This is a genomic window from Leptospira hartskeerlii (assembly GCF_002811475.1).
In the GTDB taxonomy this organism is placed as follows: domain Bacteria; phylum Spirochaetota; class Leptospiria; order Leptospirales; family Leptospiraceae; genus Leptospira_B; species Leptospira_B hartskeerlii.
This window is the reverse complement of record NZ_NPDL01000004.1, coordinates 39,899-66,492: the sequence shown is the minus strand read 5'-3', so window position 1 is coordinate 66,492 and position 26,594 is coordinate 39,899. Positions and strand designations below refer to the sequence as shown.

The window sequence follows — 26,594 nt, the reverse complement described above, 5'->3', positions numbered from 1 at the left end:
ATAAAATCTCGCCTGTTATGTAAAAAAAGAATGCTCCCCGACCGCATCTAACCAGGCTCGCCTCAATGTCAGAAAAATTGGATGCCCGGGAAAGTTTTAAGCGTAGGTTTCTAGTTTGGTTAGTGCCTACAATTGTAGTTTTTTTACAAAGGATCATCGGACTCACCTCAAGAAAGGTGGAATTAGGTAAGGAGCATTTTAATTCTCTTTATCCTTTGAAGAAGCCGTTTATCCTATGTATTTGGCATACGAACGTTCTATATTCGCCCTACTTGAATAGAAATCGTAAGTTAGCCGTTTTAATCTCCGAATCAAAGGACGGAGATTTTATTACCGGAGTGGTGCACAGATTCGGTAACGGTAGTATTCGTGGGAGTTCCTCTAAAGGAGGATCAAAAGCTCTCAAGGCGATGATAGTTCACTTGAGAAAAAATCTTCCCGCTGCGTTTACTCCTGATGGTCCTAGAGGTCCTGCTTTGATCGTTCAGCCGGGAGTCATTGCAGCTGCCCAAGTCTCTCAAGTCCCGATCTTACCATTTCACTATGAATGTACAAAACAATGGATAGCGGAGAAGTCCTGGGACAAACACAGGATCCCGAAACCTTTCACAACCTTTGTGATCTCTTACGGTGAACCGATCATGATCCCTAGAGATCTAGACGAGGCAGGTTTCGAAAGAGAAAGATTGAGAGTAGAAAAAGCAATGCTCGAAAATAAAAATCGAGCAGAGCAAAAAGCGGAAGAACTTAGAGTTAAATCTTCCTCTAGGTCGAACCAGTCCGAATTAGATCTAGAAACTCGCTCCTAGTAACCATATTCGTTTTAAATTCTCCGAGCATACAAGAAGTGAAAAGTTCGGAGTTTTGTTTTTCCACTCCCCTCATCATCATACATAGATGTTTTGCTTTGATGACAACCGCAACGCCCAAAGGATCCAAAACTTCCATGAGGGCGTATGCGATCTGCTCGGTCATTCTTTCTTGAACCTGTAGCCTTCTTGCAAATACATCCACGATACGTGGGATCTTGGAAATCCCTATGATCTTTTTATTAGGAATATAACCTACGTGAGCCTTTCCAAAAAATGGAAGAAGATGATGTTCGCAGAGAGAATACATTTCTATATCCCGAACAAGGACCATACCTTGGCTATCCTCTTCGAAGATCGCCCCGTTCACAATCGTATCTATGTCTGCCCTATAGCCGGAGGTCAGGAATTCATAAGCTTTCCGAACTCTTTTAGGAGTGTTTAAAAGTCCTTCTCTATTCGGATCTTCTCCGATTGCTTTTAATATACTCGTTACTTCGTTTTCCAAGGTGGTCTCTCCGTTCTTCGCTTCGAAAATGTATGTAGTTAGACTCGTCTGGACAAGTCTTGGTAATTTACTTCTCTTTTCAAGGGGAAAAGCGATTGGCTTGCCATTCCGACTTCATCTTATACGATGGTTTAATTTTCTATGAAGCCCAGAACGATTAAAATCGGATTCGATGCAAGGATGATTGCCCACTCAGGGATCGGTTCCAGGATCAAAGGACTTCTGAATTGGCTAGGAGATATCGCCTCTAAAGAAGGTATCCAGATCGTTCTTTTAGGAAATCCTGATCTTATAAAAAAGAATCTATCTCCTAAGGTTTTATCTTCTTACGAAATCTTGGAGTATAATGCAGGGATCTATTCTATCAAAGAATGGTTCGGTATCCCTGAGATGAAAAATTTCGATCTGTTGGATATCCCACATTTTAACGCTCCTATAAAATTCTTAGATCGTTGTGTTGTCACCATTCACGATATTATTCCATTTAGAATGAAACAGTTCCATTCTTCTTTTTTGAAACAAGTCTATATGAAGTTTGTTTTCTTGCTCATAAGGAAGAAGGCCAAAAAGATCATTACGGTTTCCGATTTTACTGCAAAAGATATTACCGAAGTTTTTTCATTTTCCGCATCGCAAATGCGAACCATCCATAATGGTCTAGACCCAAAGATATTTTCTCCTAAAAGTGATTTAGAAAAGAAGAAGTTTCGGAAACAATATAAGTTGAAACCTGGATACTTGCTCAGCGTTGGCATTGGAAAGGAGCATAAGAATTTAGGATTTGTTCTTCAATCTCTCAAAAAACTTTGGTCCGAAAAAAAGATCAAAGTCGATTGGGTGATCGCAGGCTCCGGCGGAAAACTTCCTGAGTATTTGATAGAAGATGCAAAAGGTTGGGAAGACAGAATTAAATTAGTTCCTTATTTATCGGAACAAGAATTGGTTACACTATACTCTGCAGCCGGATTGCTTGTTTATCCTTCTTTATACGAAGGATTTGGATTTCCTCCTGTGGAAGCTCAGTCTTGCGGTTGCCCAGTATATTCTTCTAACTCGAGTGTTCTTCCTGAAATCCTGGAGGATACTGCATTCTTTTTTGACCCTAAAGATTCTAATTCTTTCGAAACAGGTTTAGTTAAATTATTAGATTCTCCCAAACTTCTAAGTTCTAAAACCAAAGCAGGTTTAAAAAATTCCAAGAGGTTTAATTGGAAAAAATCTGCAACTGAGGTTGTGGAAGTATATTTACAGTTAGTGAAGAATTGATTTAAGGATTTTTGAAGGAAGGTTTTCCGAGGGAAATTTTTCTTTCTTCTATTTTGAGTCGGATCGATTTTCTTTCGTCTTCCGTATACATGGTCCATCTACCGATCTCTTCTAAGGTGCGATAACAACCTTCGCAGAGACCGGTGTCATAGTCCATATTGCAAATTTTGATACATGGAGAACGAACAATCATCCTAGGAACTACTTGGTCTTTTGAACCTTCTTCTTATTTGACGTTGTTTTTTTCGGTTTTACTTTTGTGGATTTTGCAACCGGACCGCTTCCGTTTACATCCACCATTTGAGATAATTCGGTAAATAAAGAAAGTCCTGAAATTTTACCCGGAACGATCACGTGGGCCGCTCCATTGTTTCTAAGAACTTCCGCTTCTTTAGGATCATCCGTAGTTAGGATGATCTTAGGTTGGTGATGTCTACAGATACTTTTTAAGGACTCTAATAATCTTCGGTTTGTAGTTCCTTTTAAGATCATATCCGAAACAGTGCAGACAATATATCTTGCTTCTTCTATTCCTAAATGATGAAGGCTTTCCGGATTTGCTAGATCTCCGTATGCCCAGCGAATTCCTTTAGATTCCAAAGTTTGTCTATAGATCGGATTAAAATCCACTACTAACATTCTTTTGAGCCAAGATGGTTTACTTTCTTCTATACCGTCGATTAAACCTTGTGCGATCCTGAAATATCCTAATACTACGATATCTCTTTTTGTCTCTCCGGTGACTTGAGATTCTAAAGGTTCTTTGTTTTCTTTTACTCCGAATAGAGATAAGAATGCGATAATCCCTCTTGCGATCTTATCATTAAACAAGATCACATAAGTAGAGATAATAGAAGCGATGATCATGGAAGTAAGAACGATTGCTTGTAGATCTTTTCCTATATGTTCCTTTTGTACTCCAAGTGCTAAGATCACTAAAGAGAATTCAGAAATTTGTGCCAAGTTCAGACCTGCAACAATACCCGCTCTTAAACCTTTGCCGGAGAAAAATACGGTTGGAGCAACAATCAAAACTCTGCTCACTAAAACGAATCCTACTGCCAAGAATGCGAGACCTAAGTCGCTTGCACTCGGAGCTTGGATCTTCATTCCAAGAGCTACGAAGAATAATGTAATGAAGAAGTCCCTGATCCCGGAAAGTTTGCTGATTACATCCGCGCCATAAGGGAAAGCCGCAATACTCACACCAGCGATCAATGCTCCCATCTCTTTAGAAAGTTGAAGTTTTTCTGCAACACCGCATAAGAAGAAACACCAAGCGATAGAGGTGATTAAAACCAATTCAGGTTTAGAAGCCGCAAATAAGAAAAGTTTAGATAGAATAAAACGACTGATTAGGAAGGAGAATGCAACAAGAGCGATACCTTTAACCAACGATGTTAGCACATTTAGGACTTGAGGATCTTGCAGATCAGGTTGGATCCCCATAAAAAGAATGGCCCAAATATCTTGTAAGACCAAGACCCCAATCGTAAGTCGTCCTGCAACGGTACTGATCTCAAACTTATCATGAAGAAGTTTGACCACTATCATTGTGGAACTGAGAGAGAGTGCTATTGCAAAGTAAAGAAGATCAAAATTGCCAGGAGTAGGAGGGAAGAATGTGCGGAATGCAAACCAGGCTGCCGCAACACCCAAGAAGAATTGTAAAACTCCTAGGGCGAACATGGATCGTCCCATTCTGGCCAATTCTTTCAGATCGATCTCTAAACCGATGATGAACAATAAAAGGATCAAACCGATCTCTGAGATCAGTTCTATACTTTCTTCGCTTTTAACATAACCGATGGTTAGCTTTCCGCCTACATAAGGCCCGAATAACGGACCAATGATTAACCCTGCGACCACATAGCCCAAGACCAGAGGTTGTTTGAATGCTTTTGCTATGATTGCGAAGAGGGTCGCGAAAATAATACTAAGAGCGATATCAACTAATAGAGTAAGTGAATGATGTTCCATCTTGTCGGTATGAAGTCCCCTTAGATTAGTTTTATTGGAAGGATATTACAAAAAGAAATTATTAAATGAATATAGTCCATTCACTTTTTAATATGAATTTCGTATCCAGAGAATGAGGGAGCTAATACTTGAGAGGGAGTTCAGTCGTTAGACTTGAATAAGTCTTTCACTGCATCTTTTGCTTTGGATAAAGTATAATCTTCTCTGTCGATCAGTACAAAATCTAGATTCTCTTTTTCGATTCTTGCCAGCACTTTGGCGATGTCCGCGGGAGACTTTAAGTTAGTTGCAATATATTTGAATTTGGTCCCGCACTCAGGACAAGACTTGTCTTTAGTGTAGTTCAGTCCCAGATGTTTACATTTTCCACAAGTTCCGTACAGATCGTCTATGATCATCAGTTGAGAAGAAACTTCGCTTACGCTCAGTTTTTGCCAGACCCGGATGTACTTTTTGTCTTCAGCCGACATACTTTTAAAAAAATGAATTCGAAAGATTAGTCAAGGGTTTTACGGATTGTCTGAAGAATGAGAGAAGTCGCCTCTTCCAATTCAGCTTTGGAAATACAAAGAGGAGGAGCAAATCGGATCGTATGATCATGAGTTTGTTTTGCGAGAATTCCTGACTCTAATAATTTGTAGCAGATCTTTTTTGCTCTTGGTCCTGTCTCATCCGGGAAAAATTCCACTGCGTTTAATAATCCCTTTCCTCGAATCTCTTTTACCTTGTTAGGATATTCTGATCTTAGAGCTTGCAGGGAAGAACGAAATTCTGCTCCTCTTATATCCGAGTTCTCGGAGAGATTCTCATCTAATAAAACTTGGATGGCGGTTTTGGCTACCGCAGCAGCTAATGGATTTCCACCGAATGTGGAGCCATGGGTTCCAGGTTTTAAGGTAAGAATTATTTCATCAGAACCCAAAACGGCAGAAACAGGAAGAGTCCCTCCGGACAATGCTTTGCCTAATACGAGTAGATCCGGCTTTACATTCTCATGGTCTGCAGCCAAAAGTTTTCCTGTCCTTCCGAGACCTGTTTGCACCTCATCCAAGATCAAAAGTACATTGCGTTCAGAACAAAGTTTACGGACTTCTTTTAGATAACCTTCTCTCGGAACGATTACACCTGCTTCCCCCTGAATTGGTTCCACCATGAATGCTGCTACATTAGGATCTTCTAATTCTTTTTTTAAAGCTTCCGTATCATTAAACGGAATGATCGAAAATCCGGGAACAAAAGGTCCAAAATCTCCTCTGCTAGTAGGATCTGTGGATGCAGAAATTGCACCTATACTTCTTCCCCAAAAATTTCCGGAAGCAAAAACGATCTTAGCTTTGTCAGTGGGGATTTTTTTAACTTGGTATCCCCATCTTCTTGCGAGTTTGACGGAAGTTTCTGCTGCTTCTACTCCTGTATTCATTGGGATCATTCTATCGAATCCGAATGTATCACATAAAAATTTTTCCATAGGACCGAGTTGATCATTATAGAATGCTCTAGAAGTAAGAGTTAGTTTTTCGGATTGAGCCTTTAATGTTTCTATAATTTTAGGATGGCAATGCCCTTGGTTCACGGCACTGTATGCTGATAAAAAATCGAAGTATTTTTTTCCATCCATATCCCAAAGAAAGATACCTTTTCCTCTCTCCAATACAACGGGAAGAGGTTCGTAGTTAAATGCTCCGTACTCTTTTTCAGTATCGAAGTAAAATTGGGAAGTTTGCGTGTGCATCGTACTCGATTCTAACCGGTTCAAGAGTCACACAAGGAGATTTCGGTATTTTACCTTGACTTTTGTGTTTCAACTTGTTGAAATTTATTACATGCAATTCTCTTTTCCGAAAATATCCGCATCTTTACCGATCGTTTTTGCGATTATGTTCCTTACGAACTGTCTTTATACGAATATCAAATCTCCAGGTTGGTACTATTCTCAAAGTTATTCGGATGTAAGAGGAATGGAACCGGTAGGAAAATTAGAAGGTACATCCTGCGGAACTAGCTGGCTTTGGATGGTTTATACAGGAGACGAGAGTTACGAGGCCGCTGTGCAAAACGCGATCAAGGACAAAGCAGATCTTCTTTTCGATGTTCAAACGGATTATAGTTACAAATCTTTTATATTTGCTCTTTATTTTGAAAAATGTACCCGCGTAACCGGGATTGGAGTAAAACTTCCTCAAAGACTTTTGAAAAAAGAATGAAACTCATTTCTTACAAACGGATCTTTTTTCTAATTCTGATCTTCTTAGAGTTGGTCGGTTGTATTCAGATGGGCGGTGCAAACAAGGCCTTGGTCCGGAGAAACCCGGAACCATTTCCTACCGGTCTTGGAATTCCTCCCGACAATGATGTTCATTTGAATGGAGCAAATTTCAGAGATCCTTCTATTCATTATGGAGAATCTTCCACTAAATTGAGGACCGGCGGTTTTGACGGTTATATTCGAACTACAACTTCTCTTCCCCATAAGGATATGTTCCATGCGTCGTTAGATGGTTGGGATTGGTCCGAGCATAGGATCGTAAAATTCGAAGGAGAAAGCAAAGGTTGCCAATTCGGTGTACGTTTGTTTCTTCCAATTAAACGAGGGTCTAACGATGCATTCATTCCGATCCACTTTACCTTCGGGAACAAAAGTTTTTACCAAGAATTGGGCGAGCAGATGAAGTTGAATTCTATTGAAGCCTTATTCGATAGTAGGCTGGACGTGGAGTACACCGCCTATATCTTCGGATTATTCAGAAGAAAATGTCTGAGGTTTCAAAGTTATGGCATCCAAAAATTCTAACTCTATTCCATTATTCTTATCTTCGATATTAGGTTTTTTAGCAGTAGCTCTAGGTGCATTCGGAGCACACGGATTAAAATCAATATTAACTCCAGACTTACTGGCTATCTACGAAACAGGAGCAAGATATCACCTCATCCATGCGGTAGTTTTGCTCGTGCTAGCAGTAAATGGAAAACTTTCGGAATCTAAGTTTAGAAGGATCGGTTTTTGGCTGATCTTTAGCGGGATCTTGATCTTCTCTGGTTCATTATATGCACTTTCTTTAACCGGGATCAGAGTTTTAGGTGCAATTACTCCTTTTGGAGGATTAGCATTTTTGTCCGGCTGGGCTTCTATCGCTTATTCTGCTTTTTCAGATAAAGAATAAATTCTCTATCTAGTAATATGGAAATTAAAATCCGTATTACCGAAAGTTCCGTACAATCTTAACCAAATCGGGAGTAACATTTCCGTTGCTCTCGCGCCGGTAATATCTCCTAGGTCGATAATATTCTTCCAACCGAAATCTTTTGCTAAAAGATCTGAAACTTTCTTTTTAGCATCCGGATCGTTTCCACAAATAAACACATCATGTTCCCCCGGGACTCCGGAAGCATTTACCATAATCGTACAATTCATTGTGTTCAATGTTTTGACCACTTTCAGGTCCGGAAAAGATTTTTGGATCGTTTCACCCAATGAGTCATTGGTTCCGAAGATTAAACCGGGCGGTCTTCCTTTTGAAAAATCGAGTGCGTTAGCAAGATCCACTAAAACTTTTCCTTTAAGAGTTTCTTCGCCAGCGGACTTTAAAACTTCTACGCTGATCTCTCCTTTGGTACAATTAAATAAAATGTCTCCAAAAGAGGCAGCATCCTTAAAGGTCCCTTGAGAAGCTTTACTCCCAGATCTAGAAACCCACCCCGCCGCTTTTTCATTTGTGGCAGAACGAGATCCCATTTTTACCTCGTGTCCTTTTTCGATTAGTTTACTGCCGATGGTTTCTCCTACCATTCCGGTCCCTAAAACTCCGATCTTCATTTATTTCTCCGAAGGTATTGATCTCAAAATCGTTAAACCGGATCAGTTTAACTGTTCTTAGACAAAAGATCCAATGTATTGTTCTTTCTGTATTGGAAAAAAGAAATAAAACTGTCACTGTATTCTCTTTTAAGAATAGGGAATGATACGAATGAATATGAATACCGAATATACGATTTTCCAGATAGATGCATTTACTGATTCCTTATTCAAAGGAAATCCCGCAGCAGTTGTTCCTTGGGAAGGAGAATGGTTACCAGATTCTAAACTAATCGATCTAGCGGCGGAGAATAATTTATCGGAGACTGCATTCTTTCGTCCCAGGAAAGAAAGAGGAGAATATGATCTAAGATGGTTCACTCCAGGTGTGGAAGTGGATCTTTGCGGGCATGCGACTCTTGCGACTGCTTTTGCAATTTATGAAGCTGTCGAAAATAGATCCGATATTTCTACCTTAAAGTTCCATACAAAGAGCGGTATTTTGGAAGTGCTTAGAGAGAATGAGAAATATTATTTAGATTTTCCTGCGAGGCCTCCGATTAAAACGGAATATTCTCCCGATGATGTGGCTTCTTGTTTTAATATAAAAGCAAAAGAGATTTTGAAGGCACGAGATATCTTATTCGTTTTTGAAAAAGAATCAGATATTCGAGATCTAATTCCAAATCATGAAGCATTGAAGAAACTTCCATTCTTTGCCGCAATTGTTACCGCGCCGGCAGATAGTGGGAAGCCCTATGACTTTGTTTCCAGATTTTTTGCTCCCGCTAAAGGAGTTCCGGAAGATCCTGTCACCGGTTCATCTCATTGTACATTGATTCCGTTTTGGTCGGATAGATTCGGGAAGAAGCAATTGAATGCGTACCAAGCTTCTGCAAGAGGGGGACATTTGATCTGTGAAAAAAGAGGAGAAAGAGTTCGCATAGGAGGAAACTGCAAACTGTATCTTAAGGGTTTCTTTTATATAGAGTAAAAGTTTTACTTGTAAGATTTATTCTTCAAACCTGAATCCAAAATTTGTAATATCTTTTCTGCTTCTTGTAGAGCATTATTCTTATCAATTTGTAATAAAGGATTATTCAGTTGGCATTCATTCAGAAGAACTGAATATCCGTGAACCAAGGACCAAGCAGCAGTTGCCATGTCTCTTGCTTCGAATTTATTCACCTTCTGAGATTCACAGAGCAGTATAGTTTCCCAAAGTTTTAAAAAAGAATTTTTACCTGCCTCCATTAGATCTTCTAAATCGCCAACAGGCCCAAGATCTATATGCCACATTGCTCTATAATAGCCGACATTTTCTAAACAAAAAGAAATATAAGCAATACCTAGTCGTCTCAATCGATCAAACGGATCGGAAGGAGAAGAAGCATTCTCCGCTTTTGTAAACTCTTCCGTAATTTTTATAAATCCATCTTTGGAAATTTGGGCTAGAAGATCTCTATGAGAAGGGAAATGTCTATAGGCTGCGGCATGACTAACTCCTGCTTCTCTTGCGATCTCTCTGATGGTAAATGCGGAATCTTTACTGATCTCTAAACGTTTTAGGGCCAGTGCTTTTAGGGTTTCTGCCAGATTCCCATGATGATAGGAACCCTCCGGCTTTTTCATTTTTTTCTTCGCGGGCATAAGAAATTTCCTAAAATATGTTGACGTTGGTAACATTTGGTGTTACCGGTAGTAACATTCTCGGACCGACAATAGATTTTTCAAGTAAATCCTGAAACAAAACGGGAAATTAAGAGGTTTTATGACTCCAGAACTAACATTCAAACTAGCCAGCAATTTTGCAATTATAGGCTGGTTATTACTTGCAGGTCTGTCAAATGCTAAGGTAACCAAATTATTGGTAAGGAACGGGGTTTGGCCTTTGATCCTTTCCGGATTGTATTTGCTGATACTTGCATTTCATGCAAGAGGAGGATTCGATTTCGGATCCTTAGAAGGCGTGACTAAACTCTTTGCTAATCCTTGGATATTGCTCGCGGGTTGGGTTCACTATCTTGCATTCGACTTATTCATCGGAATTTGGGAAACTAAGGAAGCTGAGTCATTAGGGATCTCCCGATGGATCCTCATTCCTTGTTTGTTTTTCACACTGATGTTCGGGCCAATCGGTTATTTATTATTTCAAATCGTTCGTTGGAGAAAAGGAGGAAGCCATGCAAGCATCTAACGTTTTATATCCGAATCATTCTCAGTCGGAAGGGTTTTTCAGTAATTTAAGAAAGAATAGAAGTTTAAGTTTTTATACTGGGTTGGTATCTTTAATTTTAATACCAGTTTATCTTCTTCTTTCCCAACTAGATCCAAGAACTGTTATGGGAATCAATACTTGGATCAAGCCGATCAAGTTTGCGGTTTCGATCTGGATCTTTCTTTGGACAATGGCTTGGTTTTTGGAACAGCTTAAAGATTTTCCTGTTTTTAGAGATAGAATGGAGAAGTATTTCGTAATTGCTCTCTCGGTGGAGTTAATACTGATCACTTTGCAGGCGGGGAGAGGTGTTCAATCTCACTTTAATAATTCTACTATTTTAGATTCGATTATATATGGGATCATGGGACTTTTTATCTTTCCTATGATGGTAGTGCCGATCTTAATGGATCGAAAATTCAAACTTCTAAGTTCAAAATTGGATACTAGGATCTTAATCTCGATTCGATTTTCTCTTTGGATCTTAGCAATCGCTTCTATCATTGGGTTTTTTATATCTCAAAGATTGGCCCATGCTGTAGGAGTTCTTGACGGGGGTCCTGGATTGCCTCTTGTGAATTGGAGTGTTAATGGTGGAGATATTCGTATCGCTCATTTTGTCGGGATACATGCTTTGCAAGTTCTTCCGTTATTTGCCTTCTTTGCTATCAAACAAAGTTGGAACATTTTAAGTGTTAAAATTGTTTCTATAGGTTATGCAATCTTGGTAGGAGCAGTTTTTGTAAATGCAATGTTTGGTCGTCCTTTGATCTAAGGAATTCCATGGTTTCTAAAAAACCCAAACAAACTAAAGATAGTTCCGAGATCATTTCGGAGATTTTAAAACCTCATACAAAAAAGGTTTTAGAGATCGTGAACTCACTAAGGAACAAGATCAAAAAGGAATTTCCTGAGTTTGGAGAAAGAGGTTATCCGGTTTGGAAGGCAATCGGCTTTAGAGATAAAAACTCTGGCTATGTTTGCGGTATCTTTCCATTTTCAGAAAACGTACGTTTGATCTTTGAATGGGGAATTTTACTCAAAGATCCTGATAGTATATTATTAGGAGATACAAAACAGATCCGTTATTTGGAATATTCTTCTAGCAAAGAAATAGATATAAATTCTATCAGAAACTTTCTGGAGCAAAGCTTGGGATTGCCAAAAGGTAAAAAAGAAAAAGAAATGATCATAGAAAGTATAGGTCTTGTTAAAAAGACTAGTTCTAAATAAAGACTAAGCTCTTTCCGTTCCGAAATAAAATTTTCCCTGTTTGCGGATTAGATTTCTTTGGATCAATCCGTCTGCAATGATGAGTAGACCTTGGGCCGCAGCATGTTTCTTTTCATCCGGAACATCGTTTTGTTTGGACATCAGTTCATGAACAAATGCTCTACGTTTTGCATCCATCACTCCTAACATGGAGCCGCAAACTTTTTTATCTCCTACCAAGAATGCAAGTGCCAAGGTTTGAGGAGGAGTCTCGTTGCATAAATAAAACAATGCAAGATTATCAAAGAAGGACAATTCTTCGAAGGACTTTAGAGTTAACTCTTCCTTATCTTCTCCGCTCATACTGACTCCTGTTCTTTGATCTTAGAATCCAAATATTCAACCAAGTATTTGGAATTTGGTTCTTCTCCGGTTGCTTGTCGGATCAGTTCCTTTGCATCCAAACTTCGACCCTTACTGTGAACATGTTTTCTGAGCCAATCAAGGAGAGAAGAAGTTTCTCTGTTTTTCAATTCATCCTTAAACTTAGGATTTTGTTGGACGAAGGCGGAATAAAGTTGGGCGGCGTAAATATTTCCTAAAGAGTATGTAGGAAAATAACCGAAGGCCCCGCCGCTCCAATGCACATCTTGTAAAAATCCTTTAGAATCATCCGGAACTTCTACGCCAAGCAAAGACTTCATTCCATCTTTCCAAGCTCCCGAAAGATCTTTTAACGCGAGTTCTTTTTTGAAGATCGCTCTCTCAATTTGAAATCGTAAGATCACATGTAGATTATAAGTAATCTGGTCTGCTTCTACACGAATTAAAGAAGGTTTAGATTTATTCACAAAAGAATACAATTTAGAAAAAGGAAGAGAGGATTCTGAGATACCTAAGTTCTTCAGAAATAATGGATAGATCCCTTCCCAAAATTCCCTAGACCTTCCCACTTGGTTTTCCCATAGACGACTTTGGGATTCGTGAACACCTAAAGAAACAGAATCTTTTAAAGGAGAAGGACCTCCTACAATCAAGGAAATCCCCGCTTCATATAAAGCGTGACCTGTCTCATGTAGGACAGAATATACAGAAGAAAGTGGATCCGATTCTTCGTAACGTGTGGTGATCCTCTTATCAAAAGAACCTAAAGAAGTGGAGAATGGATGAGCACTTGAATCCAAGCGAAATCCATTCTCGGGTAACCCCAAAAGAACAGGAAGACTTGTATTAAAAGGAATTTGAGAATCGATTGGAAAATTTCCCTCAAAAGGAAATGTTGCGTCCTTTGCTTTTGCGATCAAGGGCACTAAAGATTTTCTAAGATCTGCAAATAAAACTTCTAGTTCTGCTGCTTTTGCTTCAGGTTCATATTCATCTAAAAGAGCGTCATACGCTTCCGTAGAATAACCGAAATAATCAGCCTTCTGAAAAACAAGGTCCACGATCTTTTGCAAGATTGGAAGAAAAGAAGACGCATCATTCTTCTTTCTTGCATCCACCCAGATAGAATGTGCCTGGCTTGTGAGCTTAGAAAATTCTTCTACCCAAGAGATTGGCAGACAAGAAGAACGATCTAGATCTTTGAATAATAAATTCAGTTCTCTTTCTCTAAGAGATTTACCGGGAGCATCGGTACGGGAGTTTTCTTCCCTGGCTTTCTCGGCCAAACTTCGAAATGAATCTCCGATAAAAGATTTATGAGCGAGTCCAGAGAGAAAACTAAGTTGGTCTCCTCTTTCACTTAAACCGTCGCTTGGGATGCCGATTTCCATGTCCCAATGCAATACACTTCCAATGTTTCTTAGATGATAGATATTACGGAATTCATCCCGATAGGCCTTGAAAGCCGGAAGGATATTTTCCCAATTTTGAAGCTCGGATTCCCACATACTTAAAAAACATTCTTTTCGATTGACATCTCGCTCACCAACCAAAAACTGACTTTTGTCTATCGCGGGCATGGTGTAATGGCTAGCACCGTAGCCTTCCAAGCTTCTAGTGAGGGTTCGAGTCCCTCTGCCCGCAAAATTCCCCCTTTAATTCAAAACGAAATTTCCATGTTCTTCAAGAAGCTTCTTTCTGCAACATGTCCGCAGCAAAAGCTTCTTCCAATTGACGGACAGCATTTTTGGAATATGCGATCAGTTCTTTTTCGTTATGTCTAAGCTTGAATTGATCCTTGACCATTTTCTCATCATAATCCCTGAACTTTTGGATGAAGTATTTTACTTCCGAAGGTAAGAATCCCAGATCTTTTAAAGTTTCTTCAGCAAGTTCTAAGGAAGAAGCAAACGTATCTCTTCGTATCGTTTCAATGCCAAGTTCCATCAGATCAAAATAGTGGGATCTATTTCTTGCTCTTGCGATAATCCTTAAGTTCGGGAAATTTTCCTTAGCCATCTTGGCAATTTTTACGGATAACTCTGCATCTTGGATCGCGAGTACAAGTATCTCCGCGTGGGCAGCTCCTGCTGCAGTTAATAGATCTAGTCTGCTTGCATCTCCATAATAGATCTTATGACCGAATTTTCTGGCGGCATTGACTTGGTCTGCGTTATGCTCTAATGCAGTGAACCTAATTTTATGCAGATATAACATCCTGGAAATGATCTGTCCGACCCTTCCAAAACCGGCGATGATTACGCGATTTTTTTCATAAATAGGATCTGCCGGTCTTTCTTCCTCTTCATGCAAATAAGGATCTATTACTTTTTCTTTAATGATCCCTGCAAAAGGAGTGAGTATCATAGAAGCAGTAACGATTACGATAGAATAATCTGTAGTTTCTTTGGAAAGAAGACTAAGCTGGGCTGCCACATTCAAGATCACGAATGCAAATTCTCCACCTTGAGAAATACTGACTGCAAGATTGGAAGAAGAATCAGAAGTAAGTTTTGCAATCTTTCCTAAAACAAAAAGAACAAGCCCTTTGATGGACATTAGCCCGAATGCAAGGCCGAAAATCAAAAATGGATGATTGATCAGAATTTCCAAATTCATGGACATTCCAACTGCAAGGAAGAATAGGCCTAATAGTAATCCTTTAAAAGGTTCTAAGTTTGCTTCTAACTCATGTCTGTATTCGGAATCGGCAAGCAGTACACCTCCTAAGAAAGAACCGAGTGCCATCGAAAGCCCTACCTTTTCCATTGCAAAAGAAACTCCAAGGACCAATACCAAAGAAAGAGCTACGAAAATTTCATGATTTCCCGTAGCTGCGATCATTCTAAAAAGAGGTCTCATCAAAAAGCGACCGCTCAAAATAACTAAAAGAATGGCCGTAATAGCAGTTCCTAATTTATAAAAATTTAATCCACTATGTGCGGTTTGTCCCGGTTCCAAAGCTGCTAACGGAAGAATTGCCATTACAGGGATCACTGCTAAATCTTGGAAGAGAAGGATCGCAAATGCGGATCTTCCGTAAGAAGTGTTGAGTTGGTTTTTTTCCGCTAAAGATTGAAGAGCAAATGCAGTGGAAGAAAGTGATAAACTCACTCCTAAAATAATCGAAGAAACAAATCCTAACTGAAATAGATAACCGATCAATCCGCCTAAGAAAATTGAAGAGACCGCAACTTGGAAAAATCCCATTCCGAAAACGGGTTTTCTAAGCACCCAAAGAGTCTGAGGTCGGAGCTCCAACCCGATCAGAAAAAGAAGAAGGACCACTCCGAATTCAGCGAAATGCAAAATTTCACTCCCGCCGGTCACGAGTCGGATCCCATGAGGTCCGATCAAAATTCCCCCTACGACATAACCAATAATCGACCCTATTCCCAATTTTTTGAAAATAGGAACACAAAGAACGGCCGTGCTAAGTAGAATAATGGCAGTAACGAGTAGACTTTTCTCTTCCATCAATGCTCTTCCTTTTGATTTGGGTTAATTTTCATTAGACATTTTACGGATAGGTAATAAAACCACTTTTCCTGCGTATGATTCTTCTTCTCAAACTGGAAAACGCTATAATTATTTAGGAATAATATGAGGAAAAATTGGTTTCTTCATTAGATTCGCGTTAAGAAATATCTATCGGGCAAAAATGAGTGGATGATAATCAATTCACAAAAAATCAAAAATTTATGATCTGCAAATCAAGATTGCCCAAATTCTTTTTTTTACTTTGTGTTTATTTGTTTTCCGGTACACTTTTCTCTCAAGATGTAAAGACTCAAGAGACGTCCGGCAAACCTAAAGGCAAGGCCGTTCAAAGTAAGGAAGAAAATCTCAAAACAGATGTTCAAACTTCTTCTGAAACAAAAGAAGAAGAGGAAGAAGGATCTAAAAAAGAGGAACTGAATCCTAAAAAGAAAGATGATCTGGTGATCCCGATCCAGTTCGGTTTCTTTATCGATGGTTATTATAATGCAAGCTTAAACCGACCTGCCTCCAAAGAACTCTTATATACGACCCAAGCAACACGTACGAACGAATACAATATCAACCTGGCCTATTTGGACGCAAAAGTAGAGACTGATAAATATAGAGGCAGATTCGCAGTCCAATTCGGTACATCTGTTGTCGCGAATTATTCTGGAGAAGGGACCACAGGCAAAACTTCTAACGAAACATCTATTCGGAACATGCAAGAAGCTTATGGAGGTGTTCGATTAGGAAAATCCACCTGGCTGGATGCGGGAATTTATTTCGGGCATCTAGGATACGAATCTTGGATCTCCCATGAGAATTTTGTTTATACTCGTGCATTCTCCCTGGACTACGTTCCATATTATGTTTCTGGTGCAAGGTTGAGTGGAAAGATCAGTGATAAAGTTTCTTACCAGCTTCATTTGAATAATGGATACCAAGTAGTTACAGACAATAATAAAGATATTTCTGGAGGTTTCCGATTGGAATGGAACCCCTTGGGAAACTTGATGTTTCGTTGGAATACTTTTATAGGAAATGAACAACCGACTACTACTCCGAAAGAAACCAGATATTATAATAATTTTATCGCTGAATGGAAACCATTCCAACGACTTACATTAGCGTCTTCTTTTGACGTGGCATATCAGGAAAGAGCAAGCAGGGAGGATCTAGTTTATACTTCTGAAGGTCCCATCTACATTCGTCGAGATGGTACTGCATTTAGACAAATCTATGTTGGAAACTTATGGCTTGCATATCGATTCCTACCTGACTGGAGAATCGGTGTTCGATTAGAAAGATACTTAGATCGAGAACAAATGATCGTGGTAACAAATACCAAAGATGGTTTTCAAACAAGCGGTGCGACGGCTACTTTAGATTATAATCCGGATCCTGCCATTTTGGTGAGATTTACCTACCAATATAGAAGATCCATGGATTCCATTTACCCCCATGAGAATAATACCTCCAAACTAGACCGTATGTTCATATTCTCCCTTTCTCTTAAAATTTAGAATTTTTCTAAAAAAGATTGAACAAAATTAAATTGTATGCAATCTATTTAACATGTAATTAGGAGGTGCCCGCCCGTGGCCCAGAATTTATACGAACTAACCGCTACTTTAAACAACGGATCCGAAAAGAAATTACAAGATTATAAGGGAAAGGTCTTATTGATCGTTAATACCGCGAGCCAATGCGGATTTACGCCTCAATACAAAGGACTTCAGGAAATGTACGATAAGTACAAAGGAAAAGGTTTGGAAATATTAGGATTCCCTTGTGACCAATTCGGACACCAAGAGCCAGGGAGTGACGCTGAGATCCAAAGCTTCTGCCAAGTAAACTTCGGGGTGAATTTTCCTCTTTTCAAAAAGATAGAAGTAAACGGGGACGGAACTCATCCTGTTTATCAATATTTAAAAAAACAAGCTCCAGGACTTTTGGGAAAATCAATTAAATGGAACTTTACCAAGTTCTTGATCGATAAACAAGGAAATGTGATCAAAAGATTCGCTCCGATGACTCCTCCGGAAAAACTGGATAAACAGATCGAGGAACTTCTTTCCAAGTGAATTACGAATCCTTAAAGTTAGAGAAACAGATCTGTTTCCCGCTTTACGCTTCTTCCAGAGCGGTGACTGCATTATATAGGCCGCTTTTGGAGGAGTTCGATCTTACTTATCCTCAATATCTTGTTCTTCTGGTCCTTTGGGAAACGGATAGAATTCCTCTAAAAGAAATAGGGGAAAAATTATTTCTGGATTCAGGGACCCTAACTCCTCTTCTCAAAAAAATGGAATTCGCCGGACTTTTGACTAGAGATAGATCCGATCAGGACGAGCGTTCTCTTGTGGTTAGCCTAACTACAAAAGGAAAAAAATTGCAAAAAAAAGCGGTTTGTATTCCGGAACGATTGTTGGAAGAATCAGGTCTCACCGCTGAAAAGGTGCAAGGCCTGAAACGCGATCTGGACGACCTTCTTATTATCCTAGAGCAAAAATTAAGAAATTCGGCGTGACAAATCCGTTTTATCGAAAACTATAGAGCCGCTTTTTTAAATAGTGCGCTCGCGCTAAGGAGTTAAGAATGAAACGCCAGTTATCCGCAATATCATTTGCTGCGGTACTTATTTTCGGAGCTTGTTCTTCGGACCAAAAAAAATCGGAACATGCTTACGTTCCGAATTCGGACATTCGTGTTGTAGAAGCCAATATGGTTAAAGAAGGAGATAAAAGAATTAAAGCAGAAGCTGTTTTAGGAACTCCTACTTTTGAAGAAAACACCCAAGACGGATCTGTTTTAGAATGGTATTTTGAATCTACTACTTATCAAAAGAATTCTTACAAAACTCTCGCAGAAAAACCTTCCAGAATAGATGACAGTACAAAGTATATCAAAGTCATCGTAGATAAAAAAGGTGTGATCAAAAAGTACGAATACAAACTCTAATTCGAACTTAGGCTTACGAAAAAGGCCGCGATTTCAGCGGCCTTTTTTATTTTCAGATATCGTCTTCCATTAGATCGATCCCAGTAAATCCTAAAAGAAAATCTAAAAATTCCCCAAAGTTGAATCCTAGTCTAATACCGTATCGAATTGAAATATAGAACTCCACTTCAAATAAAAATGCGGAAGGATAATCATCTTTATTTTTAGGGTTTTGGGCCAAGAATGTCTGGATGGCCTCGTTCCTTTTTTGCGGATCTAAGCTTTCTAAATATTTTCGAAAGAAAGCTTCCTTCTTGGCCTTTCTTCTTTCGGAGACTGGATTATTATAAAAACGTAAATATCTAATCTCGTAACTTTTAGAATTTAATCTTTCGTCAGAAAGTTCCGGAGTAGGATTAGGGTCTTGTTCCGATTCAGGATTTTCGGGAAGTAATAGGAAATTATCGTTCGTTTGGGAATTTGGTGCGGTTGTTTTTGTTTCTTCTTTTTTGGGAGAAGTTTCCGTCGGAGGCATGGAGTGAAACTTCTCCCCTCCTAAAAATCCAAAGATCAATTGTTGAGATCTATAAGGTCCGTAAGTCCCGCCTCTTAATCCATATCCGGTTCCTAAGTCTCTTTTTCCAGGTTCAGATTCTCCGCCTTGAAAAACAAATCCAGTTGCAAGAGGTCCTATTCTAACTCCGATCCCGTAACCAGGAGTTTCTACTCCTGCAGTGAAAACGTCTCCTAAATCTTTTTTTCGATGAGACCAGTATGTTGAACAATCGATCACTATAAGGCCCAAAAGAAAAATACAGAAAAAATGTATGATGAGTCTTTTTTTCATTTCGGGAAATAGTCTGACTTTAGTCGCCAAGATCGGCTTTCCGCTAAGCTCTCGGTTTCATCAGGAAACGCAATCGTAAAAGTGGAGAAATTTTATTGGTTTTCTTCCTCTAGTCTTATTGAAAAGTATCCCGATATAAAAATTAAAATTGGAATGAATAGATGAGCGAATTGGAAGAAACTCGAGTCCGTCATAAAAACATCGCCGTCTTCGGAGGCGGGCCGATGGGAGTTCATCTTTCCGTATCATTGGCAGAAAGAGCGGATCGACTTTTTCTTTGGTACTTCGATAAGAAGAAAGCTGATCGTCTCCAAAAAGATAGATCTGCCGAATTATTGGAAGAATTTGTTCCGCTTGCTGACAATATTATCGTTACAAACGATTTTGATTTTTTATCGCAAGGTTCTTGGATTATCGTTATCGCAGTTCCTTCCAGACAAAAAGAAAGTGTGATCGACAGGATCTCTTCTTATCTTTCAGAACAAGAAGAACATACGATTATTTCTTTTACCAAAGGTTTAGTCTCCACTTCTACTCGTAAAAAAACAAACGCTATTACTTTCTCCGACTATGTCATCAGAGTTAGAGAGATGAAAGAAAACCTGAACATGGAATATGTTGCTGTGGCAGGGCCGAACCTTCTTGCCGAGATGGCAAAAGGAAAACATAGCTTCTTCTCTATTGCGTCCACGGGAGAAAGAGCTTCCGAGATCATGGAAGATCTTTTTTCGGGACCCAGAAATCATATTAAAACTTTTGAGGATATTCGAACCCTAGAGTTATTCGGGGTGATGAAAAATCCGATCGCGATTGCTTGCGGTCTTGTAAACGGAATTCCAGAATGTGGATCCAATTTTGAAGGTGAACTGATCAGTTTAGGTTTTTCCGAAATAATAACTCTACTAAATGCTTTGGAACTTCCCATAAAACCTGCGATGGAATTCGGGCTTGCAGATCTGATTACCACGGCAACTTCCAGAGCTAGCCGGAACAGAGCTTATGGACAAAGATTTATCCGCAAGTTGATCTCAGGAGAAGATTCTCCGAACCTACTCGAAAGAATAGAACTCTTCTTAAATCCAAAAGAATTCATCCAAAAAGAAATGAGCCAGAGTGAAACACATGTAGAGGGAGCCTATGCACTTTCCACAATTTTGGATCTGGCGGAAGAGAAAAAAGTGGAACTCCCACTTTTCACTACTCTCTTTGAAGTTCTTACAAGAAAAGTTTCTCCTACGGAAATGATCCGATTCGTTTCTAAATCTACTAGCGACGATATCAGAAATATTTCTAGAACCGCTCGTAAAAGATTCGGATTGTCTCTTGCGTCCGGGAAGGAATTCCAACAAGCGCTAAGAAGAAGGGTGCTTCGACATGTTCATTCTCAACCTGGATTGTCGGATCGGATCCTCAAGCAGTCTGGATTGCAGATCAAATCTTTGGAAAAAAGATATTCTGAGGCAGTGGAAACTGAAGCAGGAACAGATCTGATGCTTCTTCCAAGAGAGATTGAACTGTGGAAAGAAGCGGAAGTCGCGTATGAGAACGGAAAGAGTAGGAACTTGGATCGTCTTGTGGAGTTTTATGTTTCCGAGATTGCGGATGAATACAGCCCGCTTTTCAGAGAATCTCTTATTCATTTAGTAGCTCCTGCACGTTTTGCAATAGGTGGTTTTAAGCCCGGAGGAGGACTTCCTAAGATCGGTGGTAATATAAAAGAGATCAAGGCTCTCGCTTCCAGATATGATATCTTATATACTCCAACTCATAGATCTCATTTGGACTCTATCGAAGTCGCCTTTGGTTTGAGATGGTTAGGTCTTCCTGTTCCGAGATATGCTGCTGATAAAAAAGTAATGGGAACTCCCGGACTTGCCAGGGTTTTAAAATCCTTGGGTGCATATATGGTGGATCGAAAAAGGAATCGAAACCTTCTTTATTTAGAATGTTTGACTCAATATTCAACAATGATGTTAGAAGCTGGAATTCCAACATTGGTGTATCCGGAAGGAACAAGATCCAGAACCGGCGGTATCATTCCGATCAAGACAGGAATTCTTTCTACATCTGTGGAAGCATTTAAACATACAGGGAGCGAAGTGATCGTAGTTCCTATCGTTCTTTCTTACGAGAATGTTCCGGAAGACGTAGAGTTTGCGGGAAAAGACGCTCATCTTTCCTTTAGAGATTTCTTATTTAAAAGAACAGAAGTCTATATGGATCTCTGCGAACCAATTCCGGTCTCTAGATATATCCAAGAAGACGATCCTACTCTTTCTATTTCTATGGAAATCTCCAGGTCTTGGCAAGCTCATCATAAAATTCTTCCAAACCATATAGTTGCAAAACTTTTGATGGAAGCAGGTGGAGAGATCAGCATCTCCGATCTTAGTAAGATGATAGAAGAAATGATCCTAACTAGAAAAGGAAATTATCTGACAAAGGATGTTTCGGAAATTTTGGACCGAGGACTTAAGGTTCTAAATTCTAGAAAGTTTATTAAAAAAGAGAACGGCCAGATCAAGGCATTAGAACCTGAACTTCTACAATATTATGGAAATATGGTACCGGACCCGACATAGTCGGGCCGATTTTGTTTTAATCTACTTTAATCTTAGATGTGATCAATACCGCTCTTTTACGAAGCATAGAAATGGATTCATCCTTATCTGAATATGTGAGCGCCACTCCCATTCTTCTATATTTTTTTGTGATCGGTTTTCCAAAAATTCTAAGATCAGATTCAGGCATTTCACAGGCCTTATCCAATCCTTGGATATTTGGGACCTGACCTTCCGTTTGAGCGAGAATGACGGCGCTTGCTCCTCTTCTTACCAAAAGAATTTCAGGAATTGGAAGACCTAAAACAGTTCTAACATGTAATTCGAATTCATTAAAACTTTGTGTGCCTGCCAAGGTAACCATTCCAGTATCGTGAGGTCTGGGGGAAAGTTCCGAAAAATAAACATCGTCTTTAGTTAAGAAAAATTCTACTCCCCAGATACCTGCGCCACCAAGTTCTTTCGTGACCTTCTCCGCCATTTCTTGAGCTGATTTAAGCTGAGAATCGCTGATCTCTGCAGGTTGCCAACTTTCTTGATAATCTCCTCTTTCTTGTCTATGACCGATAGGAGGACAGAACAGAGTTCTTCCTGATTTTTGGGTTACAGTTAGCAATGTGATCTCAGATTCGAAAGAGATAAATTCTTCTACTATTATTTCCGAAGCGCCAGTTCTTCCTTTGGTTTGAGAAGCGACCCAAGCCGGTTCAATATCGGATTCGGTTTTGATTACGGACTGCCCTTTTCCGGAAGAAGACATCAAAGGTTTTACGACACAAGGGATTCCTATGGTTGCAATTGCTTCTTTCAATCCTTCCAAGGTCGAAGCGTATTTATACTTTGCAGTTTTTAAATCTAAGGTTTGGGAAGCAAGATCTCTGATTGCCTTACGGTTCATCGTAAAGTTAGCAGCCTTTGCGCTGGGAACTACTTGGTACCCTTGTTTTTCATACTCGTAGAATCTTTCGGTTCGGATCGCTTCAATTTCCGGAACGATCAAATCCGGTTTGTGTTTGGCAACGACTCGATCTAATGCGTCCCCATCCAACATATCAATGACTTCTTTTTCATGAGCGACCTGCATTGCGGGAGCTCCGTCGTAACTATCGACTGTAATTATATATTGGCCTAATCTTTGGGCTGCGATTACGAATTCTTTTCCAAGCTCACCTGAGCCAAGCAGAAGTATTTTCTTTCTCATAGGTTATTCTAAGAGAATTTCAGAATGGGAAGCAGAATGGAAAGGAAAAAATGAATACTTGGCCCATTTGCAACGAATACAAACGGACCTTAAGCTGTTTACTTTTTCTTTTTAGTGACCACGTCAAAGTTTTTGTATTGGATATATTCTACTTCGGAAACATTCAAACGGAAGATACCTTTGGTAGAATGTACCAACATGGTATTTCCTACTTGAGTCACTACTGCTCCATATAGAATTGTTTTGTCCAATTTATGAATGGATTCTAAAACGCTGTAATATTTTTTGATCTCTTCTTCGGAGTCTAGTTTTCGAGAACTAGCATCCGATTCCACTTTGTCCAAAGCGATATTCAGTTTTTCACCCTGGTCCTTTTCTATTTCTTTCGTTAAGGACTTATTGTTTAAACTGCCGGAGATCAAATCCTCATCTACTTTTACTAAGGTTTCCAGATCCGCACTTTCTCTAGGATCTCTTTCGAATTTTCCTTTTTGAACGGAGCGCATTAAATCGCTTCTAAAACTTTCGATACTCTGAGCGATTGCCGCATCATCCATTCGATTCAAGATTGTTTGTGCGAGTTGGTCGAATTCAGGTTTAACTTCCGCCTCTTCTTCTTCAGAGATCACAATCTCGTTTTCTTCCAACAACTTCTGGAACTTTTGATAGTTTGGATTTTCTGCAATTTTATCTGCGAGGATTTCCTGGCTGACTGGAGCCTTTAAGGTCATGGCAACCATTCCCTCATAAACCTTAATCTTCGGAAGTGTGCCTTGTACTACTTCGAAGGAGAATGCAGTTCCTCGAACACCTGCGATTGCAGTTGGTGTGGAAATTTTGAACTGTTCCTTTCGGCTCAACTTATTTGTTTTTACCAGAAGTAGTCCCGTTTTCACTGCAAGGGAAGTTTCTTCCGAATGATCTCCGTGAAGAGAATCAATGCTTAGATTTGTATAAGGTTTTAAACGGATTACATGGCCCAGTCCAGTTTGTAAGTCTAAACTTCCACTGTTTGTTTTGATGGTGTCGTCTTTTTGTAAGACACTTCCTAAAGAAAGAGGGATAAGCTTTCCGTTTCTTTCTACTTCTACTTTTCCGGTTAAGAATATGACCACTAAACCTGGCTTGGATTTAGGGCTAAAAATTTTGGAACAGAAGTTTGAAGATCCGATGAATGTTACAATTAGGAACAGAAGAAAGAGTTTTCGATTCATTTGTTTATTCCGCCTTGAAATAAAATAGTTCCGATCTATTTAGATTTAGAACGGATAAAATATATTTCCAATTATAATTAACAAACTGAGATTTATATTTTTGCAGAAATTTTAGAAATTCTAAAAGGAAAGGTATTTTATTCCTCTTGGGATAAACGCTTGGAGTATCGGATCATGTATTAAAACCCTAGCCTCCAAAATGCTAGACCCTTTAACTTTATATTTTTTGCATATTCTTCCCAGAGTTTTAGATCCAGGATCAGGCTACCTTCTCCTTTTTCCGTATGGATTAAATAAATCCCTTCTTTTTCTTTTCCATATTGAATTGCAAAATTCTTATCGGAACTTTGAGTTAGGAGCTTAGGTCGTTTTAGGTCCTTCTTCCAATAATAACCGAATAAAGGAAGTCCTAACCAAATCTGCTCTGGTTTATATGTTTTAAGAAGATGTTCTGTATTTCGTTTTGCCCAACGAATTTCGGTGACTGACCCAGGCGAAGTTTTAGGAGAATGCAAATCGTAAGCCATTAGCACGATCTCATCCGCAAGATTCTCTTTATAAACTGCAGAATGAAAACCGGAAAGTTTAGGATCGAATCCTTCTGTTGGAAAAACCGCCAATGTAAGAAGTTTACCTTTCTTCTTTAGGACTGGTTGGAGTTCCAACAAGAGCTCTTTATAATGAATAGAATATTCCGGACCTAAACCTTCAAAATCCAAATGAATTCCTGAATAGAAAGAATGATTATCCAAATAGAGTTCTAAATTTCGAATAAGCGTATTTCTGAGTTCTGGAGAAGTTAGGACCTTCTTCCCTGAAGCTTGCGACTTAAAAGTAATGAGTGGAAACCATCGGATCTCATTCTTCTTTCCAATTGTTTGAAGGGCAGAAGGTACCGAGGTCCCGGAAATTTCTCCATTAGCTCCGATATATGTCCCTGTAAAACAAATGCTGGTCCCGGGTTTGAATACTTTCTCCCAATAAGCCAAGGGCTTGGAGCTTAGATCCTGGCTTATAGTATACTTCCAAACGTTCTCTTGAGCCGATAAGGGACATAGGGAAACACAAATGACGCAGGTAAATACGGATCTGAGCCTTGAAAAGATCTTCATTTATCCGTCCTGTAATATTAAGGAAACCGATCCTTGATTTTTCTTCAATCCTGAAGGTTTGATCTCCGATTTTAAATACACAGCCAGGGTCGAAGAATTAGGTAGGATGCGAATGATGGCAATCACGAATACAGGAATGGGTGACTTGATCCGAGACGGATTAGATCGTCTTGGTATTTTATCCTCCTCCAAAAAGGCGGAGATCACCCATCATTCTACCAGCCTATTCGAGCTATATAAGGCAAGGTTGCCTGACGGTTCTCAGCTTGCAATTAAGATCATTCCTAAGAAAGAAATGGCTGAAACTGAGGCAGAAGGTCTGGAACAACTTTGCAGACTTGGGGTCCGAGTTCCTGAATATCTAGGAACAGTTCATTTAGGAAAAGTTTCCCTTCTCGCTATGGAATTTGTGCAAACAGGCTCTTCAGCCGGATTCAGAGAAGATTTGATAGCTAGTTTAAAAAATTTATACAAAAACGAATTCAGTTCCTGGGGTTGGAAAAGAGATAACTTTATAGGGACTCTTAACCAAGCCAACGGTTGGTTCTCCACATTCAGAGAGTTTTATTGGGAAAGAAGATTAAGACCTCAGATAGAACTTGCACAAGCTCGAAAACTTCTGACAGATAAAGATTCTTTAGTGATCCGCGGTATCTTTGATAAGTTTTCAGAAGATTGGGGATTGGATCATGTAAAACCTAGAATGGTACATGGAGATCTTTGGTCCGGAAATGTTTTACAAGGTAAGAACGGATTTGCGTATTTAATTGATCCATCTGTTGCTTATTCTCATCCGGAACAAGACCTTGCGATGTTGCAATTATTCGGAAGTCCCTTAAATCTGGAAGAGATGCAGGACATCTTGGCTACAGTAGGTTTGGATGATCCGGGCAATTTGAAAGATAGGATCCAATTTTGGCAGCTCTATCCAATCCTTGTGCATATCAATCTTTTCGGTGCTTCCTACTTGACTAGCCTTCGGCACATTCTTCGCTATTATGGCGTGAAATAGTTTTCTTGATAGAATCCAAGTTTTCTGTTCTATAGTAAGAATCCACTTAGATCC

General features: G+C 39.4%; 29 protein-coding genes and 1 tRNA gene. 16 read left to right on the top strand and 14 right to left on the bottom strand.

Going from position 1 to position 26,594, the window contains the following annotated elements:
• The first annotated feature begins 65 nt into the window (after nt 1-65).
• Entirely contained in the window at nt 66-809 is a 744-nt protein-coding gene (locus CH352_RS08065; protein ID WP_100704802.1) for a lysophospholipid acyltransferase family protein, read from the top strand.
• Here the strand turns inward: CH352_RS08065 and folE are convergent.
• On the bottom strand, nt 766-1,317 hold the full coding sequence (gene folE / locus CH352_RS08060) for a GTP cyclohydrolase I FolE (RefSeq protein ID WP_207766621.1): 552 nt from the start codon (nt 1,315-1,317) through the stop codon (nt 766-768). The genes CH352_RS08065 and folE overlap by 44 nt on opposite strands.
• Nucleotides 1,318-1,458: 141 nt before the next feature.
• Here folE and CH352_RS08055 point away from each other — a divergent pair, with 141 nt between their 5' ends.
• Nucleotides 1,459-2,583, top strand: a complete 1,125-nt coding sequence (locus CH352_RS08055; protein ID WP_100704800.1) for a glycosyltransferase family 4 protein — start codon at nt 1,459-1,461, stop codon at nt 2,581-2,583.
• 1 nt (nt 2,584) lies between these two features.
• Here CH352_RS08055 and CH352_RS08050 read toward each other — a convergent pair whose 3' ends face one another.
• The 4 genes from CH352_RS08050 to rocD all read right to left on the bottom strand — a co-directional run bounded on the left by CH352_RS08050 (nt 2,585) and on the right by rocD (nt 6,295).
• Nucleotides 2,585-2,776 carry a DUF1289 domain-containing protein gene (locus CH352_RS08050; RefSeq protein ID WP_100704799.1) on the bottom strand — a complete coding sequence of 64 codons (192 nt, stop codon included), beginning with the start codon at nt 2,774-2,776 and terminating at the stop codon, nt 2,585-2,587.
• Nucleotides 2,777-2,784: 8 nt separating this feature from the next.
• A complete protein-coding gene (locus tag CH352_RS08045) occupies nt 2,785-4,563 on the bottom strand; it encodes a cation:proton antiporter (protein ID WP_100704798.1) in 1,779 nt (592 codons plus the stop codon).
• A gap of 140 nt (nt 4,564-4,703) precedes the next feature.
• Complete coding sequence (locus CH352_RS08040) at nt 4,704-5,033, bottom strand: hypothetical protein (RefSeq protein ID WP_100704797.1); 330 nt, start codon at nt 5,031-5,033, stop codon at nt 4,704-4,706.
• A gap of 26 nt (nt 5,034-5,059) precedes the next feature.
• The gene (gene rocD, locus CH352_RS08035) at nt 5,060-6,295 is read right to left on the bottom strand and encodes an ornithine--oxo-acid transaminase (protein ID WP_100704796.1); all 1,236 of its coding nucleotides are present in this window, start codon (nt 6,293-6,295) and stop codon (nt 5,060-5,062) included.
• Between the two features lie 145 nt (nt 6,296-6,440).
• Between rocD and CH352_RS08030 the strand changes: the two genes are divergently transcribed.
• Genes CH352_RS08030 through CH352_RS08020 form a run of 3 tightly spaced genes read left to right on the top strand, consistent with a single transcriptional unit; the run spans nt 6,441 to nt 7,724 of the window.
• Nucleotides 6,441-6,767 (top strand): TRL-like family protein, encoded by a 327-nt coding sequence (locus CH352_RS08030; RefSeq protein ID WP_175284896.1) that lies wholly within the window; start codon nt 6,441-6,443, stop codon nt 6,765-6,767.
• A complete protein-coding gene (locus tag CH352_RS08025; protein WP_100704795.1) occupies nt 6,764-7,354 on the top strand; it encodes a hypothetical protein in 591 nt (196 codons plus the stop codon). The genes CH352_RS08030 and CH352_RS08025 overlap by 4 nt, the downstream gene beginning before the upstream one ends.
• Nucleotides 7,335-7,724 (top strand): DUF423 domain-containing protein, encoded by a 390-nt coding sequence (locus tag CH352_RS08020; RefSeq protein WP_100704794.1) that lies wholly within the window; start codon nt 7,335-7,337, stop codon nt 7,722-7,724. Before CH352_RS08025 ends, CH352_RS08020 begins: the two co-directional genes overlap by 20 nt.
• Before the next feature lie 5 nt (nt 7,725-7,729).
• Here the strand turns inward: CH352_RS08020 and CH352_RS08015 are convergent, their stop codons facing one another.
• Nucleotides 7,730-8,377 carry an NADPH-dependent F420 reductase gene (locus CH352_RS08015; RefSeq protein ID WP_100704793.1) on the bottom strand — a complete coding sequence of 216 codons (648 nt, stop codon included), beginning with the start codon at nt 8,375-8,377 and terminating at the stop codon, nt 7,730-7,732.
• Between the two features lie 151 nt (nt 8,378-8,528).
• On the opposite strand from CH352_RS08015, the gene CH352_RS08010 reads away from it, so the two are divergent.
• Entirely contained in the window at nt 8,529-9,350 is an 822-nt protein-coding gene (locus tag CH352_RS08010; RefSeq protein ID WP_100704792.1) for a PhzF family phenazine biosynthesis protein, read from the top strand.
• 5 nt (nt 9,351-9,355) lie between these two features.
• On the opposite strand, the gene CH352_RS08005 is transcribed toward CH352_RS08010, so the two are convergent.
• The gene (locus CH352_RS08005; RefSeq protein WP_243396177.1) at nt 9,356-9,988 is read right to left on the bottom strand and encodes a TetR/AcrR family transcriptional regulator; all 633 of its coding nucleotides are present in this window, start codon (nt 9,986-9,988) and stop codon (nt 9,356-9,358) included.
• A gap of 139 nt (nt 9,989-10,127) precedes the next feature.
• Here CH352_RS08005 and CH352_RS08000 point away from each other — a divergent pair, with 139 nt between their 5' ends.
• The 3 genes from CH352_RS08000 to CH352_RS07990 are packed head-to-tail and all read left to right on the top strand — an operon-like array spanning nt 10,128 to nt 11,807.
• Nucleotides 10,128-10,553 carry an ABA4-like family protein gene (locus CH352_RS08000; RefSeq protein ID WP_100704790.1) on the top strand — a complete coding sequence of 142 codons (426 nt, stop codon included), beginning with the start codon at nt 10,128-10,130 and terminating at the stop codon, nt 10,551-10,553.
• Nucleotides 10,540-11,349, top strand: a complete 810-nt coding sequence (locus CH352_RS07995; protein WP_100704789.1) for a hypothetical protein — start codon at nt 10,540-10,542, stop codon at nt 11,347-11,349. Before CH352_RS08000 ends, CH352_RS07995 begins: the two co-directional genes overlap by 14 nt.
• Before the next feature lie 8 nt (nt 11,350-11,357).
• Complete coding sequence (locus CH352_RS07990; RefSeq protein ID WP_100704788.1) at nt 11,358-11,807, top strand: DUF1801 domain-containing protein; 450 nt, start codon at nt 11,358-11,360, stop codon at nt 11,805-11,807.
• A 3-nt stretch (nt 11,808-11,810) separates the two neighbouring features.
• Here CH352_RS07990 and CH352_RS19015 read toward each other — a convergent pair whose 3' ends face one another.
• Together CH352_RS19015 and CH352_RS07985 are read right to left on the bottom strand one after the other, a co-directional pair.
• Nucleotides 11,811-12,149, bottom strand: a complete 339-nt coding sequence (locus CH352_RS19015) for a hypothetical protein (RefSeq protein WP_165780121.1) — start codon at nt 12,147-12,149, stop codon at nt 11,811-11,813.
• Nucleotides 12,146-13,678, bottom strand: coding sequence for a carboxypeptidase M32 (locus CH352_RS07985; RefSeq protein WP_165780137.1), 1,533 nt, complete (start codon nt 13,676-13,678; stop codon nt 12,146-12,148). The genes CH352_RS19015 and CH352_RS07985 overlap by 4 nt, the downstream gene beginning before the upstream one ends.
• Nucleotides 13,679-13,742: 64 nt before the next feature.
• Between CH352_RS07985 and CH352_RS07980 the strand changes: the two genes are divergently transcribed.
• A tRNA-Gly gene (locus CH352_RS07980) sits at nt 13,743-13,814 on the top strand.
• A gap of 39 nt (nt 13,815-13,853) precedes the next feature.
• On the opposite strand, the gene CH352_RS07975 is transcribed toward CH352_RS07980, so the two are convergent.
• Complete coding sequence (locus CH352_RS07975) at nt 13,854-15,647, bottom strand: monovalent cation:proton antiporter-2 (CPA2) family protein (RefSeq protein ID WP_100704787.1); 1,794 nt, start codon at nt 15,645-15,647, stop codon at nt 13,854-13,856.
• A gap of 242 nt (nt 15,648-15,889) precedes the next feature.
• On the opposite strand from CH352_RS07975, the gene CH352_RS07970 reads away from it, so the two are divergent.
• From CH352_RS07970 to CH352_RS07955, 4 genes are all read left to right on the top strand, one after another.
• Nucleotides 15,890-17,176, top strand: coding sequence for a porin (locus CH352_RS07970; protein WP_244283358.1), 1,287 nt, complete (start codon nt 15,890-15,892; stop codon nt 17,174-17,176).
• Nucleotides 17,177-17,251: 75 nt separating this feature from the next.
• A complete protein-coding gene (locus CH352_RS07965; RefSeq protein ID WP_086447482.1) occupies nt 17,252-17,737 on the top strand; it encodes a glutathione peroxidase in 486 nt (161 codons plus the stop codon).
• Entirely contained in the window at nt 17,734-18,183 is a 450-nt protein-coding gene (locus CH352_RS07960) for a MarR family winged helix-turn-helix transcriptional regulator (protein WP_100704786.1), read from the top strand. Before CH352_RS07965 ends, CH352_RS07960 begins: the two co-directional genes overlap by 4 nt.
• Nucleotides 18,184-18,251: 68 nt before the next feature.
• Nucleotides 18,252-18,614: an LIC13410 family lipoprotein gene (locus CH352_RS07955; protein WP_100704785.1), complete on the top strand. Its 363-nt coding sequence runs from the start codon at nt 18,252-18,254 to the stop codon at nt 18,612-18,614.
• 52 nt (nt 18,615-18,666) lie between these two features.
• On the opposite strand, the gene CH352_RS07950 is transcribed toward CH352_RS07955, so the two are convergent.
• Nucleotides 18,667-19,470, bottom strand: coding sequence for an LIC13411 family adhesin (locus CH352_RS07950; RefSeq protein WP_100704784.1), 804 nt, complete (start codon nt 19,468-19,470; stop codon nt 18,667-18,669).
• 131 nt (nt 19,471-19,601) lie between these two features.
• Here CH352_RS07950 and CH352_RS07945 point away from each other — a divergent pair, with 131 nt between their 5' ends.
• Nucleotides 19,602-22,022 (top strand): 1-acyl-sn-glycerol-3-phosphate acyltransferase, encoded by a 2,421-nt coding sequence (locus CH352_RS07945; RefSeq protein ID WP_100704783.1) that lies wholly within the window; start codon nt 19,602-19,604, stop codon nt 22,020-22,022.
• Nucleotides 22,023-22,038: 16 nt separating this feature from the next.
• Here CH352_RS07945 and purT read toward each other — a convergent pair whose 3' ends face one another.
• From purT to CH352_RS07930, 3 genes are all read right to left on the bottom strand, one after another.
• Complete coding sequence (gene purT / locus CH352_RS07940; RefSeq protein WP_100704782.1) at nt 22,039-23,202, bottom strand: formate-dependent phosphoribosylglycinamide formyltransferase; 1,164 nt, start codon at nt 23,200-23,202, stop codon at nt 22,039-22,041.
• A 98-nt stretch (nt 23,203-23,300) separates the two neighbouring features.
• Entirely contained in the window at nt 23,301-24,416 is a 1,116-nt protein-coding gene (locus tag CH352_RS07935) for a FecR family protein (RefSeq protein WP_100704781.1), read from the bottom strand.
• Between the two features lie 179 nt (nt 24,417-24,595).
• Nucleotides 24,596-25,528: a glycosyl hydrolase family 18 protein gene (locus CH352_RS07930; RefSeq protein WP_100704780.1), complete on the bottom strand. Its 933-nt coding sequence runs from the start codon at nt 25,526-25,528 to the stop codon at nt 24,596-24,598.
• A 115-nt stretch (nt 25,529-25,643) separates the two neighbouring features.
• Between CH352_RS07930 and CH352_RS07925 the strand changes: the two genes are divergently transcribed.
• Nucleotides 25,644-26,540, top strand: a complete 897-nt coding sequence (locus CH352_RS07925; RefSeq protein ID WP_100705262.1) for a fructosamine kinase family protein — start codon at nt 25,644-25,646, stop codon at nt 26,538-26,540.
• Nucleotides 26,541-26,594 lie beyond the last annotated feature (54 nt).

Excerpts from the sequence above, each read along its gene's own strand:
- CH352_RS08065 (WP_100704802.1), top strand. The coding sequence starts at position 66 with ATGTCAGAAAAATTGGATGCCCGGGAAAGTTTTAAGCGTAGGTTTCTA.
- CH352_RS08055 (WP_100704800.1), top strand. The coding sequence starts at position 1,459 with ATGAAGCCCAGAACGATTAAAATCGGATTCGATGCAAGGATGATTGCC.
- CH352_RS08050 (WP_100704799.1), bottom strand. The coding sequence starts at position 2,776 with ATGATTGTTCGTTCTCCATGTATCAAAATTTGCAATATGGACTATGAC.
- CH352_RS08045 (WP_100704798.1), bottom strand. The coding sequence starts at position 4,563 with ATGGAACATCATTCACTTACTCTATTAGTTGATATCGCTCTTAGTATT.
- CH352_RS08040 (WP_100704797.1), bottom strand. The coding sequence starts at position 5,033 with ATGTCGGCTGAAGACAAAAAGTACATCCGGGTCTGGCAAAAACTGAGC.
- rocD (WP_100704796.1), bottom strand. The coding sequence starts at position 6,295 with ATGCACACGCAAACTTCCCAATTTTACTTCGATACTGAAAAAGAGTAC.
- CH352_RS08030 (WP_175284896.1), top strand. The coding sequence starts at position 6,441 with ATGTTCCTTACGAACTGTCTTTATACGAATATCAAATCTCCAGGTTGG.
- CH352_RS08025 (WP_100704795.1), top strand. The coding sequence starts at position 6,764 with ATGAAACTCATTTCTTACAAACGGATCTTTTTTCTAATTCTGATCTTC.
- CH352_RS08020 (WP_100704794.1), top strand. The coding sequence starts at position 7,335 with ATGGCATCCAAAAATTCTAACTCTATTCCATTATTCTTATCTTCGATA.
- CH352_RS08015 (WP_100704793.1), bottom strand. The coding sequence starts at position 8,377 with ATGAAGATCGGAGTTTTAGGGACCGGAATGGTAGGAGAAACCATCGGC.
- CH352_RS08010 (WP_100704792.1), top strand. The coding sequence starts at position 8,529 with ATGAATATGAATACCGAATATACGATTTTCCAGATAGATGCATTTACT.
- CH352_RS08005 (WP_243396177.1), bottom strand. The coding sequence starts at position 9,988 with ATGAAAAAGCCGGAGGGTTCCTATCATCATGGGAATCTGGCAGAAACC.
- CH352_RS08000 (WP_100704790.1), top strand. The coding sequence starts at position 10,128 with ATGACTCCAGAACTAACATTCAAACTAGCCAGCAATTTTGCAATTATA.
- CH352_RS07995 (WP_100704789.1), top strand. The coding sequence starts at position 10,540 with ATGCAAGCATCTAACGTTTTATATCCGAATCATTCTCAGTCGGAAGGG.
- CH352_RS07990 (WP_100704788.1), top strand. The coding sequence starts at position 11,358 with ATGGTTTCTAAAAAACCCAAACAAACTAAAGATAGTTCCGAGATCATT.
- CH352_RS19015 (WP_165780121.1), bottom strand. The coding sequence starts at position 12,149 with ATGAGCGGAGAAGATAAGGAAGAGTTAACTCTAAAGTCCTTCGAAGAA.
- CH352_RS07985 (WP_165780137.1), bottom strand. The coding sequence starts at position 13,678 with ATGTGGGAATCCGAGCTTCAAAATTGGGAAAATATCCTTCCGGCTTTC.
- CH352_RS07975 (WP_100704787.1), bottom strand. The coding sequence starts at position 15,647 with ATGGAAGAGAAAAGTCTACTCGTTACTGCCATTATTCTACTTAGCACG.
- CH352_RS07955 (WP_100704785.1), top strand. The coding sequence starts at position 18,252 with ATGAAACGCCAGTTATCCGCAATATCATTTGCTGCGGTACTTATTTTC.
- CH352_RS07945 (WP_100704783.1), top strand. The coding sequence starts at position 19,602 with ATGAGCGAATTGGAAGAAACTCGAGTCCGTCATAAAAACATCGCCGTC.
- purT (WP_100704782.1), bottom strand. The coding sequence starts at position 23,202 with ATGAGAAAGAAAATACTTCTGCTTGGCTCAGGTGAGCTTGGAAAAGAA.
- CH352_RS07935 (WP_100704781.1), bottom strand. The coding sequence starts at position 24,416 with ATGAATCGAAAACTCTTTCTTCTGTTCCTAATTGTAACATTCATCGGA.
- CH352_RS07930 (WP_100704780.1), bottom strand. The coding sequence starts at position 25,528 with ATGAAGATCTTTTCAAGGCTCAGATCCGTATTTACCTGCGTCATTTGT.
- CH352_RS07925 (WP_100705262.1), top strand. The coding sequence starts at position 25,644 with ATGGCAATCACGAATACAGGAATGGGTGACTTGATCCGAGACGGATTA.